This window comes from Argonema galeatum A003/A1 (assembly GCF_023333595.1).
GTDB lineage: Bacteria > Cyanobacteriota > Cyanobacteriia > Cyanobacteriales > Aerosakkonemataceae > Argonema > Argonema galeatum.
This window is the reverse complement of the sequence record NZ_JAIQZM010000001.1, coordinates 304,356-323,703: the sequence shown is the minus strand read 5'-3', so window position 1 is coordinate 323,703 and position 19,348 is coordinate 304,356. Positions and strand designations below refer to the sequence as shown.

19 protein-coding genes are annotated in these 19,348 nt (G+C 45.9%); 12 read left to right on the top strand and 7 right to left on the bottom strand.

The window, feature by feature from the left end:
- Positions 1 to 62: 62 nt before the first annotated feature.
- The 5 genes from LAY41_RS01595 to LAY41_RS01575 all read left to right on the top strand — a co-directional run bounded on the left by LAY41_RS01595 (position 63) and on the right by LAY41_RS01575 (position 4,403).
- On the top strand, positions 63 to 1,136 hold the full coding sequence (locus LAY41_RS01595; protein ID WP_249093377.1) for a glycosyltransferase family 4 protein: 1,074 nt from the start codon (positions 63 to 65) through the stop codon (positions 1,134 to 1,136).
- A gap of 127 nt (positions 1,137 to 1,263) precedes the next feature.
- On the top strand, positions 1,264 to 2,514 hold the full coding sequence (locus LAY41_RS01590; protein WP_249093375.1) for a competence/damage-inducible protein A: 1,251 nt from the start codon (positions 1,264 to 1,266) through the stop codon (positions 2,512 to 2,514).
- A gap of 210 nt (positions 2,515 to 2,724) precedes the next feature.
- Complete coding sequence (locus tag LAY41_RS01585; RefSeq protein WP_249093373.1) at positions 2,725 to 2,862, top strand: hypothetical protein; 138 nt, start codon at positions 2,725 to 2,727, stop codon at positions 2,860 to 2,862.
- A 23-nt stretch (positions 2,863 to 2,885) separates the two neighbouring features.
- Positions 2,886 to 3,344, top strand: coding sequence for a type II 3-dehydroquinate dehydratase (aroQ, locus tag LAY41_RS01580; protein ID WP_249093372.1), 459 nt, complete (start codon positions 2,886 to 2,888; stop codon positions 3,342 to 3,344).
- Positions 3,345 to 3,389: 45 nt separating this feature from the next.
- Positions 3,390 to 4,403, top strand: a complete 1,014-nt coding sequence (locus LAY41_RS01575) for an ADP-ribosylglycohydrolase family protein (RefSeq protein ID WP_249093371.1) — start codon at positions 3,390 to 3,392, stop codon at positions 4,401 to 4,403.
- A gap of 28 nt (positions 4,404 to 4,431) precedes the next feature.
- On the opposite strand, the gene LAY41_RS32130 is transcribed toward LAY41_RS01575, so the two are convergent.
- On the bottom strand, positions 4,432 to 4,557 hold the full coding sequence (locus LAY41_RS32130) for a hypothetical protein (RefSeq protein ID WP_275973857.1): 126 nt from the start codon (positions 4,555 to 4,557) through the stop codon (positions 4,432 to 4,434).
- On the opposite strand from LAY41_RS32130, the gene LAY41_RS01570 reads away from it, so the two are divergent.
- The gene (locus LAY41_RS01570) at positions 4,551 to 5,030 is read left to right on the top strand and encodes an acyl-CoA thioesterase (protein WP_249093368.1); all 480 of its coding nucleotides are present in this window, start codon (positions 4,551 to 4,553) and stop codon (positions 5,028 to 5,030) included. The two genes, LAY41_RS32130 and LAY41_RS01570, sit on opposite strands and share 7 nt — an antisense overlap.
- A gap of 181 nt (positions 5,031 to 5,211) precedes the next feature.
- On the opposite strand, the gene LAY41_RS01565 is transcribed toward LAY41_RS01570, so the two are convergent.
- Genes LAY41_RS01565 through dxr form a run of 3 tightly spaced genes read right to left on the bottom strand, consistent with a single transcriptional unit; the run spans position 5,212 to position 7,628 of the window.
- Positions 5,212 to 5,430, bottom strand: a complete 219-nt coding sequence (locus tag LAY41_RS01565; RefSeq protein WP_249093365.1) for a hypothetical protein — start codon at positions 5,428 to 5,430, stop codon at positions 5,212 to 5,214.
- 55 nt (positions 5,431 to 5,485) lie between these two features.
- Positions 5,486 to 6,436 carry a Uma2 family endonuclease gene (locus LAY41_RS01560; RefSeq protein ID WP_338022913.1) on the bottom strand — a complete coding sequence of 317 codons (951 nt, stop codon included), beginning with the start codon at positions 6,434 to 6,436 and terminating at the stop codon, positions 5,486 to 5,488.
- Position 6,437: 1 nt separating this feature from the next.
- Complete coding sequence (gene dxr / locus LAY41_RS01555) at positions 6,438 to 7,628, bottom strand: 1-deoxy-D-xylulose-5-phosphate reductoisomerase (protein ID WP_249093363.1); 1,191 nt, start codon at positions 7,626 to 7,628, stop codon at positions 6,438 to 6,440.
- Between the two features lie 216 nt (positions 7,629 to 7,844).
- On the opposite strand from dxr, the gene LAY41_RS01550 reads away from it, so the two are divergent.
- The 4 genes from LAY41_RS01550 (at position 7,845) to LAY41_RS01545 (ending at position 10,113) form a co-directional block, all read left to right on the top strand.
- Positions 7,845 to 9,452 (top strand): mechanosensitive ion channel family protein, encoded by a 1,608-nt coding sequence (locus tag LAY41_RS01550; RefSeq protein ID WP_249093360.1) that lies wholly within the window; start codon positions 7,845 to 7,847, stop codon positions 9,450 to 9,452.
- Positions 9,453 to 9,514: 62 nt separating this feature from the next.
- Complete coding sequence (locus tag LAY41_RS32730) at positions 9,515 to 9,631, top strand: pentapeptide repeat-containing protein (RefSeq protein ID WP_420840289.1); 117 nt, start codon at positions 9,515 to 9,517, stop codon at positions 9,629 to 9,631.
- A gap of 83 nt (positions 9,632 to 9,714) precedes the next feature.
- Complete coding sequence (locus tag LAY41_RS32125) at positions 9,715 to 9,840, top strand: hypothetical protein (protein ID WP_275973856.1); 126 nt, start codon at positions 9,715 to 9,717, stop codon at positions 9,838 to 9,840.
- A 39-nt stretch (positions 9,841 to 9,879) separates the two neighbouring features.
- Positions 9,880 to 10,113: a Nif11-like leader peptide family natural product precursor gene (locus LAY41_RS01545; protein ID WP_249093358.1), complete on the top strand. Its 234-nt coding sequence runs from the start codon at positions 9,880 to 9,882 to the stop codon at positions 10,111 to 10,113.
- Between the two features lie 48 nt (positions 10,114 to 10,161).
- On the opposite strand, the gene LAY41_RS01540 is transcribed toward LAY41_RS01545, so the two are convergent.
- Together LAY41_RS01540 and LAY41_RS01535 are read right to left on the bottom strand one after the other, a co-directional pair.
- The gene (locus tag LAY41_RS01540) at positions 10,162 to 11,565 is read right to left on the bottom strand and encodes a lysophospholipid acyltransferase family protein (protein ID WP_249093355.1); all 1,404 of its coding nucleotides are present in this window, start codon (positions 11,563 to 11,565) and stop codon (positions 10,162 to 10,164) included.
- A 141-nt stretch (positions 11,566 to 11,706) separates the two neighbouring features.
- Positions 11,707 to 15,801, bottom strand: coding sequence for a DUF2157 domain-containing protein (locus LAY41_RS01535; RefSeq protein WP_249093353.1), 4,095 nt, complete (start codon positions 15,799 to 15,801; stop codon positions 11,707 to 11,709).
- Between LAY41_RS01535 and LAY41_RS01530 the strand changes: the two genes are divergently transcribed.
- Positions 15,800 to 15,997, top strand: a complete 198-nt coding sequence (locus tag LAY41_RS01530; protein ID WP_249093350.1) for a hypothetical protein — start codon at positions 15,800 to 15,802, stop codon at positions 15,995 to 15,997. The genes LAY41_RS01535 and LAY41_RS01530 overlap by 2 nt on opposite strands.
- Before the next feature lie 574 nt (positions 15,998 to 16,571).
- Positions 16,572 to 17,126, top strand: a complete 555-nt coding sequence (locus tag LAY41_RS01525; protein ID WP_249093346.1) for an FHA domain-containing protein — start codon at positions 16,572 to 16,574, stop codon at positions 17,124 to 17,126.
- Between the two features lie 64 nt (positions 17,127 to 17,190).
- Here LAY41_RS01525 and LAY41_RS01520 read toward each other — a convergent pair whose 3' ends face one another.
- Complete coding sequence (locus LAY41_RS01520) at positions 17,191 to 19,212, bottom strand: ribonuclease catalytic domain-containing protein (RefSeq protein WP_249093344.1); 2,022 nt, start codon at positions 19,210 to 19,212, stop codon at positions 17,191 to 17,193.
- Positions 19,213 to 19,348 lie beyond the last annotated feature (136 nt).

The following is a 19,348-nucleotide window of genomic DNA, read 5'->3' as shown; positions in this document are numbered from 1 at the left end:
AGTCTGGAAATGTAGTAGACTCTGCCTGACACTCTTTTGTCGCACTTCCTACTGATTTTCAGATGCCTTACGCCTACCATCTGATTGCCTTCGCAGTCTCAGCCGTTGTTGTCCTCTGGAGTACGCCAGCTGTCAACAAATTTGGCCTCAAAAGCGGACTTTTCGACATACCGGACAAACGAAAAGTCCACCAGCACCCGATGGTGCGCTTGGGAGGCGTGTCTATCTTTGCCGGAACTCTGATCGCACTTTTAGTCGTTTGGTGGTCTGGAGGCTTTCTAGACGCCCGTGGCCAGATTCTTCCCCCAGACGAAGAGTATGAAATCTGGGGAGTCACACTTGGAGGTCTGGCCTTTTTCCTCATTGGCTTAGCAGATGACTTGTTTGGCTTATCGCCCTTCACGCGGTTGCTGATGCAGACGATCGTCGCCAGCATGGCTTGGAAGGCTGGTGTCCAAATTGAATTTCTCTCTATGCCCTTTCAGGACGCACTGCCTTTGCCAGTTTGGATCGGTCTGCCGATCACGGTACTCTGGCTGGTAGGTATGGTCAATGCCACCAACTGGATAGATGGTCTAGATGGGTTAGCCGCTGGGGTGTCTGGTATTGGTGCCTTCGTGATGCTCATTGTTTGTTTGTTTATGGGTCAACCAGCAGCAGCGTTGATTGCGGCAGCTTTGGCTGGTGCGCTGTTGGGATTTCTGCGCTATAATTTCAACCCAGCCCAAATCTTTATGGGGGATGGAGGTGCGTACTTTGTGGGCTTTACCTTGGCTGGCGTTGGGGTGATCGGTTTGGTAAAAACTACAGCTTTCACTTCTTTCGTTCTGCCTTATGTGATTTTAGCAGTGCCACTTTTGGATATGTCAGCTGTAATTCTCGATCGCCTCCGTCACGGTAAGTCACCTTTTCTTGCCGATAAACGACATCTCCATCACCGACTGCTGAAAGCTGGTCTATCCCATCGCTTGACGGTATTGTTTATTTATTGTTTGACTTTGTGGGCGGGTAGTTTAGCTTTGGCTTTTGCTGGCATACCTCATGGGCTAATCTATGCTTTAGGTGCAACTTTGCTGCTGGCTTACACTAGCTGGAAAGTCTGGAAGTACATCGAAACGATGAAGGAAGAAGGATGAAGGATAAAAATTATGTCCTGTTCCTAAAAAGTTGGTCAAAGTTATCCAATCTCTGCGTCTTTTCCCTAATCCCTATTTTCTTTTGACTTTTGACTTTTGACTTTTGACTTTCTAGTCCCTCAAAAAAATGACCGCTGAAATTATTTGTGTCGGAACGGAGTTACTGCTGGGTGATATCCTCAATAGCAATGCCCAGTACTTAGCTCAGCAATTAGCTCAGTTGGGCATTCCTCACTACTACCAAACGGTTGTAGGAGATAACCCAGAACGTCTCAAACAAGTACTGGCTATTGCTTGCGATCGGGCCTCCATTCTCATCTTCACCGGCGGTCTTGGCCCGACTCCCGATGACCTGACCACGGAAACGATCGCAGAATTTTTCGGCGTCCCTTTGGTGGAACGACCGGAAATTGTGGAAGATATCGCCCAAAAATATGCCCGACGCGGACGTCAGATGACTCCCAGCAACCGCAAACAAGCCTTAATTCCTCAAGGTGCAGAAATTTTAGCCAACCAATGGGGAACTGCACCCGGTATGATATGGCAACCCCGCACTAATCTAACCATCCTCACCTTTCCAGGCGTCCCCTTTGAAATGCAGCGAATGTGGCAGGAAATCGCTGTACCTTATCTCAAAAGCCAAGGCTGGGGCAAGGAAATCATCTACAGCCGGATGTTAAGATTCTGGGGCATTGCCGAAGCGGCATTGGCCGAAAAAGTTGCTTCTTTCCTCAACCTGCAAAATCCTACCGTTGCGCCTTATGCAAGTCAAGGTGAAGTGAAACTTAGGGTATCGGCTAAAGCTGCATCTGCTACATTAGCTAACGAAATAATTTCGCCAGTCGAACAACAATTGCGCCAAATTGCCGGAATGGACTACTACGGTGCGGATAGCGACAGCCTAGCTTCAGTGGTGGGTCAGCTGCTGTCAGAATTCGATGAAACCCTCTCGGTGGCAGAATCCTGCACTGGCGGCAGTCTCGGTAGTATGCTGACTTCTGTCCCCGGAAGTTCTAATTATTTCCTGGGAGGGATTATTTCTTATGATAATGCGGTAAAAATATCCCTATTGGGCGTTAATCCAAACGATTTAGATCGAGTGGGCGCGGTGAGCGAAACGGTGGCGAAGCAAATGGCTGTTGGTGTGCTGGAGCGCCTCTCGACAACCTGGGGATTGAGTATTACGGGAATTGCAGGCCCAGGCGGCGGTACGGAAACTAAGCCGGTGGGTCTGGTCTACATCGGTCTGGCTGGGCCTAACAACCTGGTAAAAAGTTTCGAGCATCGCTTTAATTCCCTACAAGACCGCTCTTTGATTCGCCACATTAGCACTTGTACCGCTCTCGACCACCTGCGACGGGATCTTTTGTCCAGATAATTGAAAATTTATTAACAATCCTTAACCTTGCCGGATTATTTGTTATCATAAAGTAAAGCACTCAATCCCCAGGAGTACTTCTCCAGAAAATTTTTTGTATATTACAATACAAAAAAAGGGATTTTTGAGTAACCAAAACCGCAGACCTAATACTGGGTGTTTCGCCCCTGGGCGCAAGACTTAGACCGTATGGAAGGAGTTGTCTGTTCAATGGACTTTATCGAAGATATACTGGAAACGCTAAAGGAATTGGCACGTAGAATCATCGAAGCGCTGCTAGGCCCAGAGATGCAACCCGAACCCGAACCTATTCCCATTCCTGTCCACGAACCAGGTCGTCGCCGCTAGTCTGTCTGGATTGAATTACGCCATTGCACAAGCTAAGTATTTTGGTATTGCATGGCCCCAATCTTAACCTTTTGGGACAACGAGAACCGGGGGTTTATGGCCGCGTAACCTTAGATGAAATAAACCGCCTGCTAGAAAAAGAAGGGCAGGCGCTAGAGGCTGATGTGACGGCTCTACAGTCGAATCACGAAGGCGTTTTAGTGGATGCTATTCATGAAGCTTTAGGGCGTCATCAAGGAATTTTGATTAACGCTGGCGCGTATACGCATACCAGCGTAGCCATTCGCGATGCTCTAGCAGGCGTTACCCTTCCCACTGTAGAGGTTCACCTAAGCAACATCTACCGCCGTGAGGAATTTCGGCATCATTCCTGGATTGCAGCAGTTGCGATCGGGCAAATTAGTGGTTTTGGGGCCGAAAGTTATCGCTTGGGACTGCAAGCCCTAGTTTACCACCTCAGACAATCCCCGACATCGGGTTAGAATGGCGTTTCTTCCACAGAAACGTTATTAACATAAAAAAAATTAATGCGGTACTCTCTATTAAGCAGATTTCGCGGTGCCCTGCTAGGCGCTGCTATAGGAGAAATTTGGGGCGCTTACGGTGAGTCGTGGCAGCTGGGGGTAAAACAACCTTCTGGATTGCCGTCTAGCTGGGGGCGGTTGGTGGTTCGCGGCACCGAAGGCTTGATTCGGCAAGGAAAGTTGGATTTAGCAGATTGGGGCGAACCTTCCTTCGGGAAGCGACCCTTGACGGAAAACGGTAAGGCTTACGAAGAAGCAAGTTTTTCAGGATATGCTTCGCCCAATACAGACGAAACATACACCAAATATGACCACAAAAGCGCAGCAGGTTCGGGGATCGTTGCGACTGTGCCGGTAGCTTTATTTTTTCACGAAGATGAAGCTAAACTGCGACAAAATTTACAGCAGGTGGCAGATGTGTGGCAGGATGACTCTGTATTAAAGGATGGCACTTTAGCGATCGGGTATGCGATCGCACTCGCCCTCAAAGAAAGACTCGACCCTGCTACTTTGATTCCTGAAACCCTGATCTATCTTGATGTTGAGACGCCACTGGTGCAGCAACTCAGACAAGTCCAAACCTTGTTAGAAGATGGTGCTGGGTTAGAAACTACTTTGGGAACTCTAATGCCGCGTCAGTCAGCACCGCGTCCCAATGCTGCGATCGCCTTGGCTTTTTACTGTTTCTTAAGTACACTGGAAGACTTGCGCCTATCTGTTGTCCGCGCAGCTCGTTGTCCGCAACCGGAAATTACCATAGCTCTAACAGGTGCTTTATCTGGAGCCTACAATAGTATAGCTGGGATACCAGTAGGATGGCGTCTGGCACTGGGCAAACAAAAGGACGATAATTCCCCTCTGGCGACACTCTGGGGAGTAAATTCCGAAACCGAGCTATTGAGATTGGCAGCTCGTCTTCTGGCAGCTTGGTCTGGTGTTTGCGATGCAGAAAAGTTCCTCATTGACACCAGCCTTGTTTCAGCTGTTGCTGCTCCTAAAGTTATCAAGCCGCGCTAAAAATATATTGGTGATGAGTCATTAGTCATCATTTATGAGCAACTGACAACTGACTTTTGACGACTGACAACTGACTTTTGACGACTGACAATTGACTTTTGACGACTGACAACTGACTTTTGACGACTGACAACTGACTTTTGACAAATGACAACTGAACAACCTCAACTTTCACCCACCGGCGCTATCCAAAACCTGCCGCAGATGGCACCTGGAACCTGGTTTGAATATCCCATCAAGGTACAACCCCACCATACCGACTATTCAGGCAATGTTTGGCACGGTTCGTATATTACCTGGATGGAAGAGGCGCGGGTGGAATGCTTGCGATCGATCGGCGTTGAATTTGCCGACTTGGTAGCCTTGGGTTGCGATTTGCCAGTAGTAGAGCTTTCCGTGCGATATCATCGACCTTTGCGAATGGGAATGACAGCAATAGTCAAGGCGCAGATGGCAGATATCGACGGCGTGCGACTGAATTGGGATAACCAAATTCAGTCTGTAGATGGCGAAGAACTATATGTGACGGCGCGGGTAACTTTAGTGGCGGTTGACAGGGAAAAAGGCAAAATTATGCGCCAATTGCCACCCGCTGTCAAGGATGCCTTAGCTCGACTTTCCGTTTAAAAGGCCACTCTTGTGGGGCGGTCATCCTCCTGCGTCTGTTACCTAAAAAATTCGTGTTCTTATTCTTATCTGCGTTCATCTGCGTTCATCTGTCTTCATCTGCGGTAAAAATTTAACCAAGGATAAAAACAGACAATTTTATGATATCACTCTTACACTAACAATGCTACCGGACATGATATCACCTATCAGTAACGAATTGCCAAACAGTTTGCGGAATATGAATTATTTGCTGCCAAAGTTCTTGAGGGGCAATTCCAAAGGCTAATTGCAAAATTAGCACAATTATGGCAATTGAAATAGCTGTACTTAAAGTTGCTTTCACTACTTTGAACAACCAGGTGAATACCAATCCAGATACAATTATGGCAGCAATCGAAATAATCAAACTTAGTGACATAGTTTTATTTTATTATATCGAATTGGCTATCTCAAAAACTAATGACTGACTACTACTATTGTAATTGCTCTCTTACCCAAGCGCGAAATGCTTTCATTGTTGGACTTCTTCCTGCGGTTTGACTCTGCTTAACATATTGGGTAATTATTTCAGCAATTGGTAATCCAGGAAAGTTCGGGCTGATGTTGGACTCAACATATTTTTTATCTTGCAGCAAGTAGATTTTTAACTCTCGTCCATCATATCGCCATAATTCGGGAACGCCTAAAGCTTGATAGCTGTTGAATCGCACGCGAGAATCGCTGGTATTGTCAATTTCAAGCGCCAAATCCGGTGGTGGATCTACTGTTAAGTCTATCTCCGTTTTGCCTCTCATAACTGGTTCGTTCTCGATGTAGAAACAATCGTCAGGCTCTACACCACTTTGCATATCTTCCCGTTTGAAGGTTGAAGAAGCAAAACACTCACAATCAATGTCGAGTTCTTCCAGAAGCAGTTTAATTAAATCGCTAATTATTGATTTTGCTCTTTCATGTTTTGGCAGCGGCATTTTTATTTCCAAAATTCCATTGTTATAGGCAATTCGCGCAGCATAACCTTCTGCCATCGACTGAAGGATGTTTTCAAACATCTCCCAGCTAACATTTTCCATCTGCACTGTGTTACCGGGTGGAACAATTAATTGTTTCAGGTCAAAAACTACAGGCTTAATTTCAGTTTTCATTTTTGTAATGGATGTTGTTGATGGTTCGATCTTATCGAATTTAATAAGATATTGCCATCCTGGGTTCGATACTTTGAATATCTGACGAATTACCTCGTTAAAATCAGCGATCGCACCTTGGTAATCTCTTCTCCCCAACCTTTCCAATCCTCGGTTATAGAAATGTTCTGCCATTTTTTGATTAATTAGGATTTTCGGTTCTTGAGCCGAACAAGCCGCCATTAATCCGCTAATGGCAGCAGAAATTGCTAAGGTAGCGATCGCTCTGACAATCCAATCCATTTTAACGAACTGAAATCATGCGCTCTTCCATCATCTTACTCGCTTCCAGCACTTCCTGTCTTGCCCACTTATCGGCTGCGATAATATCTGCTAACGATGGATTTGTGCGATTATCGGATTGGTGGCGATCGCACGTCCGCTCAATCAATCTCGGAATATCCAAAAACCCGATCTTCTCTTCCAAAAATAACGCCACTGCTTGTTCGTTCGCCGCATTCAACACAGCAGGCATCGAACCACCCGCACGACCGACTGCATAAGCCAACTGCATACAAGGATATTTTTGATGATCCGGTTCCCTAAAAGTTAAACTTCCAGCTTTCACCAAATCTAAACGTTCCCAATCTGTGTAAATTCGCTCCGGCCAAGACATAGCGTAAAGCAATGGCAAACGCATATCAGGCCAACCCAACTGCGCTAAAACAGAAGTATCTTGTAACTCAATTAAAGAGTGAATAATACTTTGGGGATGGATAACAATATCGATGTTGTCGTAATCCAAACCGAAGAGGTAATGAGCCTCAATCACTTCCAACCCCTTATTCATCAGGGTGGCAGAATCGACAGTGATTTTGCGACCCATCGACCAGTTAGGATGCTTCAGCGCGTCTGCAACTTTAACTTCTGCCAACTTCTCAACCGGCCAATCCCGAAAAGCACCGCCAGAAGCTGTCAGCAGAATTCGCCGCAACCCGCCAGGGGGAACACCCTGGAGACACTGAAAAATCGCAGAATGTTCAGAATCTGCTGGTAATAGCTTAACACCGTGTTTCTCTACCAAAGGTATAACGACCGGCCCACCAGCAATCAAGGTTTCCTTATTTGCCAAGGCGATATCTTTGCCAGCTTCGATCGCAGCAATGGTAGGTAGCAACCCCGCACAGCCTACAATACCCGTAACCACGGATTCCGCATCGCCGTAGCGTGCCACCTCAATGACTCCGGCTTCTCCAGCCAGTAAGATAGGTTGGGGGTCGAGGTCAGCAAGCGCCTCTTTCAGTTCGGGTAACTTATCTTCTTCGCAGATAGCCGCAATTTCCGGTCTAAACTGCCGGATTTGCTGAGCCAGCATCGCCACATTGCGTCCAGCTGCCAACCCCACAAGCCGAAACCGATCGGGATACTGAGCGACGATATCCAGCGTCTGAGTGCCAATAGAGCCGGTGGAACCAAGAAGTGTAATCGCTTTCACAATTGTTTAAGAATTAACCGCAATTTTACTATACGCTTCCTGGAACATAAATTAGCGATCGACGATTCTTGCTTGACTTATGTTGATGTTTGTGGTAACTATCTCGTCGCACCTGGAGCAGTTAGCGCAATTTGTTTTCAAAATAAGCTTTGGCGTAATCGTAATAAACTATTATTGGTTAGATATATTCATCCACTTAATTTAGCTTTATTTCACGTGGACATCTTACTTATCCTGGCTGAAGTCAGCCTCCTGATTTTAGCTTTCTTCCTGTTTAACTGGCTGCTTGGAATTATCCTCAAGCAGATGAGCAAAGTTCCTTTGATCGAGGCGAAAGTTCAGAAAATCATCGCCCAACGCCGGAATATCAGCCGAATTTTGTATTTTACCTGTGGGGCGCTGTGTATCCTCATCATCGGCGTAAATGGGGTAGTGATTTATCAAGGCAAAAACGTTGAGGAATTCCAACTAAACTTAATTGGCAGTATTCCCACTCAATTCTGGATAACACTAATCGCTGGGATCTCCAAAAGTATTATCCTTCTGATGCTAGTTAAATATACCATACCCCCCCTGCACCGTTTCCTAGACTTTGCCTGCGTTCGCGCCCAGAATTTTGACGATATTGAGGCTAATGATGAGAGCATCGCAGATTTTTTTAACTTCCTCAAAACTAACATCATCATTATCATCTGGGTATTAGCTGGTATCCTATCCGCCCAATTTTTAGAAGTTCCAGAAGTTTTGACGAATTATCTGTACATTGGTTTAAAAGCCTATGTTATTACGGTAATTGGTTTACTGATTATCAGAGCCGTCGCTGCGATGATTGATACCATCGATTACCTCGCTACCAAACACTCCAGTCCGAACAACCTCCTCCGGTTCTACCATCGTCTCCATCACCTAGTTTTATTGTTTAAAAAATGTCTGGAGTACGTCATTTATGTTAGCATAGCGACTATCGTTGTTCGGCAAATAGATTTCCTCGCTTGGACGGCTGTTTACGGTTCCATAATCCTTAAAATTATTGCCATTTTCTTCTTCAGCGGTGTTTTGATCGAAATCGTCAACACAATCCTCGAAGATTTAGTCCTGAAAAGCGAAGATTTAAGTGAGTTACGAAGAAAGAGACGGCTGACTATCATCCCCTTATTCAAGAGTATCCTGAAATACCTCATCTACTTCAGTGCGGGTATTTCTATCCTAAAGCTGATTGGCGTCGATCCAACCCCTATATTAGCGGGTGCGGGCATCATCGGTCTAGCAGTTGGTTTTGGGGCACAGAACCTCGTCAATGATATAGTTTGTGGATTTTTTATCCTGTTTGAAAACTATTATTTAGTAGGTGACTTTATCGAGGTTTCTCAAGCATCTGGATTTGTGGAAGCGATCGACCTCAGAACCACTCGCATCCGACATCCCAACGGTAAACAACACATTATCCGTAATGGGGAGATTAAGGATATTGTCAACTACTCTAAGGGGTATATCTACGCAGTAGTGGAAGTAGGTGTTGCCTATGGCTCCAATCTCGATCGTGTATACGAGATTCTAGAAGAATTGGGAAAACAGGTACAGAAAAATTACCCAGAAGTACTGGAACCGACGCGGGTGGATGGGTTGGAAAGGTTCGGGGAGTCTGAACTGTTAATTCGCACTATCACGAAGGTAAAACCGGGCAACCATTTCCAAATTGAACGAGCGCTGCGTAAAATGATCAAAGATAAGTTCGATCGGGAAGGGATTGAATTCCCCGATTCCTCAAGTGTAGTAGTTTTGAACAATAAGCAAGACAATCAAAACTCCCAACTCGAAAATTGAATCACCCTAGTACTTCTGCGAACAAAATCTCCAAGGGTATTCCTTTATAGCAGCAAGCAGATTTGCGTGGGGCACATTTAGACGAGGCAGACTTGCAAGGCGCAAACTTGGGGAGGGTAAATCTGCGGTCTCCCTCCAGATTTAAAGGGTCGGGGGGCAAAACCTTGGTTTTTTCGTAAGTCCTGTAAAAGCTACTGGGGTAAAGGTTTTAGCACAAAGGCGATCGCCTGCCTGTTAAGGAGGATACCGATTGCTTTAACTTATGTCAAAATTTAGTGAAATTTCCGGTTGTTCGATTTATCCTTATATGGTAGAGGGTTGCGATCGCTCAGATTGCTGCCACTCCGGCATAGAAGTCGCTTGGTATCTGCCTTGCGACTTGAGTTAAACCATTTTAATTACAAATTAACAAAGGAAATCTACGGTTATGGCACAAGAATCCGCTGCCAGCTTCTTTAAAGCTATCCAGCAAGATGAAGCATTAAAGGCAAAACTCAAAGCAACAACCGATGCAGAAACTTTTGTCAAAATTGCTGAAGAACGTGGCTATCAGTTCACAACTGAAGAACTGCAAATGCAGATCGAACAAATGTCTCCAGAGGAAGTAGCAGCTTTTATTAATCCAGGTGTCGGCCCAAGGCGGCACCTCGTCGCAAGGTAATTTGTGGTTAAGTAGCGTAGGGTGCGTTGCAACGCACCCTACAAAATGCTAACTTTTCCAACTCGTCAAACCTTGTAAAGAAGTTTGCAAATCTTGAGTTAAGTCGGCAACAGCTTTACGACGACTGGAGTGATACTCATCCCATCGAGATGAAACCGATAGAGGTTCTCCCACCGTTATTTTTACCCTTTGCTTACCGAGTTTGGGACGCCCGAAAGGGTTTCCTCCTTTGATTCGAGTTAACATATCCCACAGCAATAAAGTTGTTTCGGCAAACCTCTCTACGGTTGGTTTTTCCAAAACGTATCTGCCTGTCACCGCCACAAAACTTTCTACCAATCTCATGTGCCACATTCGCAAGTTAGCTTCTTCGGCAATGCGATCGGCCAAACCCCGTTCTAGCGGCGATAATGCTTCCAGGTTTTTTATATCTTCCCGATAAATCCAATCCCAACCTGCTTGTTCTAAACGCCGACAGCGATCGATCAAACTGCCTTTAGGCTGGATATTAAAAGACTTTTCTGCCACTTGCAATGCTACGTCAAGCAGGGCCTTGAGTCGGAATGTCAATGCTTCGTTTGCATCCATCGTTGCTAATTCTGGCGGTTTTGGCAGAGTTTGATGATAAAAGCGGGTATAAAAGTCTTCCATCAAAAGTAATATATGTCCGCCCAATCGATGAAGTCTTCGATATAGCAAGGATGAAGGATGAAGAATAGAAGATAAATCTTTATCGATCGCTTCAGATTCATCTTTCATTCCAACAGGCAAACCGCTATCGATTTCCAATTGAGTGAGAAGCTTTTCTAAAGACTGCCAGGGAGCTTCGATATACTTGTACTGAATACCGATCGGCACCATAAAAACTTGTTGCGATCGTCCAGCCTTAAGCAAGTCTTCCACACACCAAAATCCCATTTGAGCAATCCCTGGCTCTAAGGGGCTGATAACTTCATTATGACCGTTAGTGGCTCCTTCTGGAGATGCCATCATGGGGAATTGTGCATTGGCAAATAAATGGCGGGCGGAACGCAAACCCATCCGGTCTACTTTACCTCGATGGATTGGGGTGCCACCTAAGTTGGAATAAAGCCAGCTTACAGATGAGCCTGCCCACAAAGGTATGCCGCGATCGTAAATAAAATGAGCATGAATTGGATAATTCAACGAAACGCCTTGCTGTTTGGCTACTTGCGGCACCAACTTCCAAAGCAAATACGTCAGACTAAGCGGGTCATCGGTACTGGGATGACGAAATGCCATCAAGAAGCGGATTTTATCTGTCTGAAACTGACGGTACATATCGACTAAAACTTCAACATTTTCAGCCTCAATATTGGCGATCGAAGTCTTATATTGCAGCCAAAAGGGTAGTAGCAATTGCGTACCCCGGAGAACTAGGGGGTTGAGCGCTGGTGGAATAAATTCTAACGGCGGTTGAACGTGATTCATAGGGGGGAAGGGGCTAGAAAAGTCAAAAGTCACTCATTCAAAAGTCAAAACTTAAAAGAAAATAGGGCTAGCGGCTAGGGGAAGAGGGAATTACAAATTTCAAATTTAAGATTGCAGATTAAATCTAAAATCTAAAATTCCTTATTCCCAGTTTTGCAATTCAGCAATCCAATTCTGAACCACGGCGACGAGCTGCGATCGCCTTGTTTCAAAGTTGGCAGCAAGCCAAATGAAAGCAATACCAACAATGAGACCGATCGCCCATTTTAAAAACGAGTAGCTATAGTTGAGAATGACTAACTGAACCGTTGCATTAATTAAAAAAGCTACCGTTCCAATATAAAGGAAAGCTCGTACTCTGAAGCCTAATCCGGCAAAAATAACAAAAACACTTAAGATTCCAGAAACCAAACCAGTCCATTGCTCAGTCCATAAAGATATGCCACAAATCAAGCCTATTCCCAGCAGGCGTAGGCTATGACGATTCTCTCTCTGTTCTGGCAACTTTAAAGTACGATCGACTTGAGCAATGTACAGCATAGACAAACCGATAGGGATGACGTACCACAAGGTTTTGGTTAGCTGTAGATCCTGCCAAAACCAGCGATAAATAGCCCAGTCAATTAGCATTAAGCTGAGATAGGTAAATCGGATATTTTCTGCTTTTTTAGCCAGCCATAAATAAAAAGCAGCGACAGTTATTAAATTTATTGAGTTAATAACTAAACTCGTTACTAATACAGTTAATCCCGGCAATGCTGCTGCTGAATACTTCCAGGGATTTACAGGCCAACCCCAATTTCGCCAAGGTAAAATGTAGAGAATCAAGGCAATAGCAGAGGCGATCGGACCCAACCAAGCATCTAATACGCTCAGTTGTGGCAAAACTAATCGAGCATATACACATACTCCGGCAACTTCGATTAATCCCAAATACACCCAATCGCTAGGATTAAATCTAGTGGACTGATAGCGTCCTTGTACTATGGCGTAGGCGGCTAACAACAAACTCACAGTAATGCCAAGTGCTGTCAGACGCGGCTGGGTGCCAATTCCCATTGATGCCGTACCGAACATCAAGGAACCCCCCAATGCCCAGTGAATGTGAGCGGTATAGACGATTTGGGTCCTGGTAAGGCGTAGATATGGCTCCAACCATTGCGCTAGTAAACGATAGACAAAAGCGATCGCAAAAGCGACTACCGCCAACACAGTTAACCCATCTGCTGGGTTACCTCGCGGCGATTGGAGCATTTGATAAATTACCAGTTCATATAAGGATAGAGAAACACCCGCCAGCGACAAATACTGTAGTGTCTTCCACTGAGGAATTTTCCTCCCTACACCAAGCCCAACTATTGACGCGCCAAGTACAAGCACTCCTGTCCAATAATTGAAATTACTTGCTCGTAGCGCTACGCCAAATAAGGCATAAAGTAGGGGCAAAATCCGAATACTGCTTAAAGCAGATGGATGCCGTTTTGTCCACAATGCAGCGACAATTAAGATGATCGGTGCGATCGCAATATTGGCTCTAGCTAGTTCCAGGTTAGAACCGCCGCCCAGTGTAACTCCCTGTGCTACCAATAGCTCAAATGCCCAAGCTAGAGTATAAATAGATAAATTATTGGGATTTGGGAAACTGCGATAGAGATTTGCCCCCATCAACAAAACAGCAGTTGTTAAATAGGCAACTCCGCCTGGGAAAATATGCCAATAAACTCCCAAGGATTGAAGTGAGAATAATAGCAGTTCCAGACTGCACAGCCCGATCGCCCAAATATCGACTGCCCGTACATAAAGAAGAAACAAAGAAGGAGAAGTTTTTTCTCGATCGCCCGCTATCTCAGCTTGGGCTGCTTTTACAGAACGTTGAATTAGCAAGCTTCGCAGCAACCACAAAATATTGATCGCGATCGCAAAAGCAACAAACCAACCCGCTATCGACAGTGGCAAAAATCCAGGTACGCCCTGCCATAAGCTGAAGGCAAAGAAACTCAGCCCAAATCCGACAGTAATTAATGCTACTGCAAGATGCTGCAAATATCGCGTATTTACCAACATTAAGATGGTGGCAATGCCCAAACCGACTAACCTAGCTATGGGTATTTGCAGCGTTAGGATTTGCACCATACCCAAGGCAACTACGCTTAATCCGCTGGCTACTTCCCGCCGCGATGTTGTAGTTTGACTGGCAACGAAGGTGAGTGTTACGGGTGACATTAACCACAACATTTTCCAAATGGAATCGCTGTAGAGATCGGCAACAAATAAAAAATAACTCAGTCCAGCTAGGCTTAATCCTATGTACCAAGCGCTGCTTCTAGCAGCTGATATTTTTACGGGACGATCGGTTTCTTCTCTTTTCTTGTTGTCGATGCTAAATAACAACTCGACAACCGTCACGGCTAGTAAAATTGTTGCCCACATTTCTCGGTTGAGAGCTGGCGAGAAGTAGTTTATGCCAGATGTAAGTGTCAGGATGGCGCTGATGTGGGTTAGGTACACCACGATAGTTCTGGGGTTTCGCCAGCTGACAATGCCCAGGATTACGCTGGAAGCGAGCAAATTGAGCGATCGCAACAAGGGATTGGCTATGCTAATCAAAGTAAAAATCAATCCAAACGAAAGCGCGATCGCTTCACCAAATTCAGCCAGTTCTGACTTTTGGCGGCGATAGAGCCAGTCTGTAAGTACTACTATGCAGATAAGGTAGGGAAATATCACCACGCTCAGCAGCGCATAAGGATTCTCCTGAGAATTGCTCAGCTGAATTGCCGTGTTAATCAGCCACTGCTGATTTTGTGGTGGAATCAAGCGCGAAAATAACCAAATTGCTTGCAATGCGATCGCTAAAATGGCTACTAAATCGACTCGCAGCCAAAATCGTTGCAAGCGACTCCAAAAAAACCACAAGCCTAATCCACTAACTGCGATCGCCTGCCAAGCCGGATCTGCCCCCACTGCCACTAGCCAGCCTAAAAGTAACAAGCCACCACCTATTCCCTCCCAATTCGATGCGGAAAATGGAGGTGAGACGGTTAATGGAATGGGGTTTTGCTGAGATAACCAAGCCAGAAGCCAACCGCAAATCCCTATAGCTAAGCCGATCTGGGTAATTTCTACATGGCTGGCAAAAATCGCCCGCACCAGCAGCACTGCTAAGGCATAAACTACAATGCCGATTTTGGATTTTGGATTTTCGACTGGGGAAGAAGGATTTTGGATTTTAGATTTTGGATTTTGGATTTTGGATTTTGGATTTTCGATTGGAGAAGAAGGAGAAAGAGCCAAATTTTCCCCTTCGATTTCCCCTTCGATTTCCCCTTCCTCTTCGATTTCCGGTTCTACTTTTTCTTTGACTTCCTCTTCTACTTTTTCTTTGACTTCCTGTTCGATTTCCGGTTCGATTTCCCCTTCGACTTTTTCTATTTCCCTACTCTTCCGAATGCGAACTTTGCCAATTGTGTAGCGCCAAATTAGGAGAATCGCAGTTCCTACTGTGCCCAGATAAACCGCAAACAGGGTAAATTGTGAAGATTCCCATCCCCAGTGCAGATAACATAGTCCTAAATAGTTAATAAGTACTGAGTATTCGAGATTGCGGGGCCTATCTTTGAGCAGAAGGATGGTTATGCTGGTGAGGGTAACAGATGCGATCGCCACAGTCAGCCATTCCACCGGGCTTCCCCACAAGCGAAAGCCATCCATTGCCCAAAAATTGACTGGCACTAAAAATAGCGTCACCAGTTTCAAAGTCCGATCTGTCAATTGTAAATTTCTCTGCTTCCCTGCCCAAAAGCTTACTCCCCAGAAAATTGAGGTATAGCCCAGCAACACTCCATACTGCCCAAATGCAGGGAACCTCTCCCATTGAGTAGCGGCTAGCACCCCGGAGGACACCACCACCATAAACACACCCAAAAATAGCAGCCAACGGATACTGAGTTCCGCCATCAGCGACTGCAATATCTCCTTTAGCTTGCTGGATGACTGTGCTTCTGTTGCTGTCCCTACCGCTTGTTGGCTGGGGACAGCAGATATCGGCGCTGGCATTCTGGCGGTGACAAGCGGCTGGGGTAGAGGACAGGTGAGGTATTTTTGGCACAACTCCCTCACTTGAGCCTCAGAAACCAAACCTAAGCGCAGCCAGATGTCTAGCCCTTCCAATAAAGCGGGCTGCGAAGAGGAAAGTATCAGTTCTAGTCTGAGGGAGCGATCGGGTTGGAATGACATGAGCAATTTAGTCCCTACTCTCAGACGGCGAGATTTCCCAATTATGCTATTTTCCGACGATATTGGTTATCTTTGGTTATGCCACTTCCGCGATCGATCTGTGAGGGGCAGAGGGGCAGAGGGGCAGAGGGGCAGAGGGGCAGAGGGGCAGAGGGGAAAAAGAATTATAGATTATCTTCTGGCGGGAAGGGAGTAATTATGCCCACCTACTTATTTGTTCTCATTTTAAATTCTATTAAATTATATAAATAATTTTAATAATTAATACGGAGAAGTAAAAAATCTATATGAGTCACTCTAGTTATAATTACTGACCGAAAACCAAAAAGGTCTCAAGCCCCCGACTTTCAGTCGTGGAGAAGAAAAAAATCTTTTCAGTATTGCAAGTCCCCAAACGACCGTCTGGGGGTCAATCCAAAATCCTAGAATCCAAAATCCTTTCATCGATTGACCTTCCTTCGCACCAGGCCCCAATACACTATAGCCATCCTTCTGACAACAGGATAAATACGGTGTTATATCTTCGTCGAAACTTTACAAAAGCTGGGAAATCAGCAGATATATATGAAGTTTTGGTGAAGTTATGCAGCTGGCAGGTTGTTAATCCTTTTGAAATGTAGTAGATATCTATTAATCCTGTTTGCAAGCCTCTATTTTTCAGTGAGATGACTTGACGTAGTTCTTCAAGTTTGTTGAAGCTTGCATTGGGGTGCCAGAGTAGATCTGTTAAAGCTTGATATTTTTGCACATAATTTTCTGGAGAAAGCGATATGTCAAACCTAAGTTACCCCACCAACTCCACCGATCGGGCCTTAAAATTTTTAGAGCAAAATACCTCTTTTTTACGCTCTTTGTTTGCCAACTGTAACCACGACGCTGAGCAGGTTACAACGATTATTGAACCAATTTTGAATGCCCCTAAGCGCTGTGAGATGGCCCCATTCTACATCCAAGCTGTTAACACGGGTAGCACCACTTTTCTGGTAACTAATATTACCGAAGCTCAAGGGGTTCAAATTATAGATAATGCTTCGAGTTGGTTGATTGGAAGGCGATCGAACTGCGCGATCGCTATCCAAGACAGCTGTATCTCTCGCCACCACGCTGTAATTGGGCATGAACTTGGCAAGCACTTTCATATTGCAGATATTGGTAGCAGGAATGGCACTAAGGTAAATCATCGTCAGTTAGATACTTTAGAGCGCCGTACCCTTCGGGATGGAGATTTGATAGAGATAGGCTTCGTGCAGGTAGAATTTTTTGTAGCTACCTGTCAAGAACAATCCCCAATATCCACGGAAGTAAATATTACTGACTCAATGTAATGTCAGTAGTTTGCTTTCCTGTTCCTCCTCTTCTTTAATTTTTAATTTTTTAATTTTTAATTATTTAAGTAGCAGCTGTTTGGGCCTGTCGATCGACCACTTCCTGGAACTTGATCGCATCTTGGCGCGGATCGACGTGGCTAACCCGAACTTCTAAGCGATCGCCCAAAAATACAGAACGCCGGAAGCCCATCGGCAATTCCAGCCCCAAATCCTCCAACAGAATTAACCCCAACCTGTCGTCTTCTCTCAACCAGCGCAACAGCAGAGCTTGCCATACCCGATCCGAGTGACGGCGCAGATATTCCAAAGCCCAATAGCGATGGGTTTGGCGTTCCACCAAGCTAGCTTCCTGGCTCACCGCAGTGACGCTCATCATCACTTCCCTCAACTCATCTGCGGAGAAAGGCAAGCGATCGCCACGCAGATGAGCTTTAATTTGGAAATGGGTTAGCAAATCCGTGTAGCGACGAATCGGAGAAGTCGCCTGAGTGTAAGTATCCAAGCCCAGACTCGCATGGCGAGCCGGAGTGATGCTCATTTCGCTGCGGGGCATACACCGACGTACTGCTGCCGATCTCACCCACCCAGCCGGAAGTTGCAGTAATTCCTCTTCCGAAGGTAGTTCTGGTTGGGGCTGACCGCGAAAGGGTAAAGCGATTTGGTGGGTTTGACCGTAACGAGCTGCTACTTCGCCAGCCAAAATCATCATTTCTGCTACCATCTGGCGCGATGACGAGTCTTCTAAAACTTGGATGTAGATCTCGTCATCCTCAACTTTAATCAACCCTTCTGGCAGGTGGATGCCGATCGCACCTTGAGAACGCCGCCACGATTGTCGCAGTTGCGCCTTAAGGTGAAGCGCCGCCAATTCTGGTTCTGCCGGAACGCCCAGTTCCAGCATTTCATCCACATCTTCGTAAGTCAGGCGATAAGTCGGCTTGATAATGCTGGCATGGATGCTGTACTCTTGCACCGCTCCAACTTCATCCAATACAATCCCGAAGCTGAGGGCGGTACAGATTTTTCCCTGGATCAGACTCATTGGCCCCGTGGCTAGTTCTGTGGGGAACATCGGGATCGGGCCTGTCGGCAAATACAAGGTAGTACTGCGACGGCGAGCCTCCATATCTAATTCATCCCCTGGTGTCAGCCAACGGCTGGGATCGGCAATGTGAACCCAAAGCCGTCCGCGCTCATCTTCAAGTTTCTCCCAACTCAACCCATCATCGATTTCGCGAGTACTTTCGTCGTCAACGGTGTAAACCTTCAGATGAGTCAAATCCAGGCGATTTAAGTCTGGATCTGCGGGTAGAAACTCTATACGCTGCTGAGCCACTTCTAGCACCTTAGTAGAAAAGTGAATTGGGATCTGGCTGCGCCGCAGAAACAGGTTCTCGTGTGTACTCCACAAGCCCAGCTGCACCAACAGATCGAAAGCTGCTTGAGGAGTACCGGATCGCTCCAAAGCTGCCAGGGTTTCTTGGGCTAAAGCACGTCCTGTAGCTTCTTCTCCCAGCGCTGCAAACCGTTCTAAAGCGTCCAAACGAGTGCGATCGCTACTGTGCCATTCCACCGACTCCCCAGCCAGCCCTTGCTGCACGCGAGCCCAAAATTCTTCAGACTCTCGTTTGCGCTGACTCGCCACTTCCCACTGATGTTTCAGTTCCTCAACCAAAGTGCGAGAGCGGGGCTCGTAGCGGTCTCCCTTTTGTTTGAAATAAAGCTTGTCTTCCGACAGCAAGTAGTACGCCGCGTAGCACTGAGCCGGACTTTTCTCCGAAAACAGCAACATCGCCATCTCGGCTACGTTGGTGCTATTAGTACCGTCCTCAACCAATATTTCCCAAGCTACTTCTAGACTGGAAGGGTCGAGATACGGCTCTACTTCCTGACGGAACTTAGATATTTCTTTTTGCAGGTAACTTTGACCTGTTACTTCATAACTGATTTGCTGGGGATTGACGGTATAAGATTGACCGCGCTCATCTAGCACGACCCACTTTGTTTTCCCCTCTGGACGTTCTGTAACGACCAACCGCCGCTCTCCATGTAGCCGAACTTCGACCAGCTTTCCTTTTTCCACAATCTGTTGATATCCCAGTCTTGAGATTTTAGATTTTAGATTTTAGATTTTAGATTTTGGATTTGGGGATAGCTGCATTAGTAGCAAATACTTTGGAACTTAGCTATAGCCGAATAATCTAAAATCCAAAATCCAA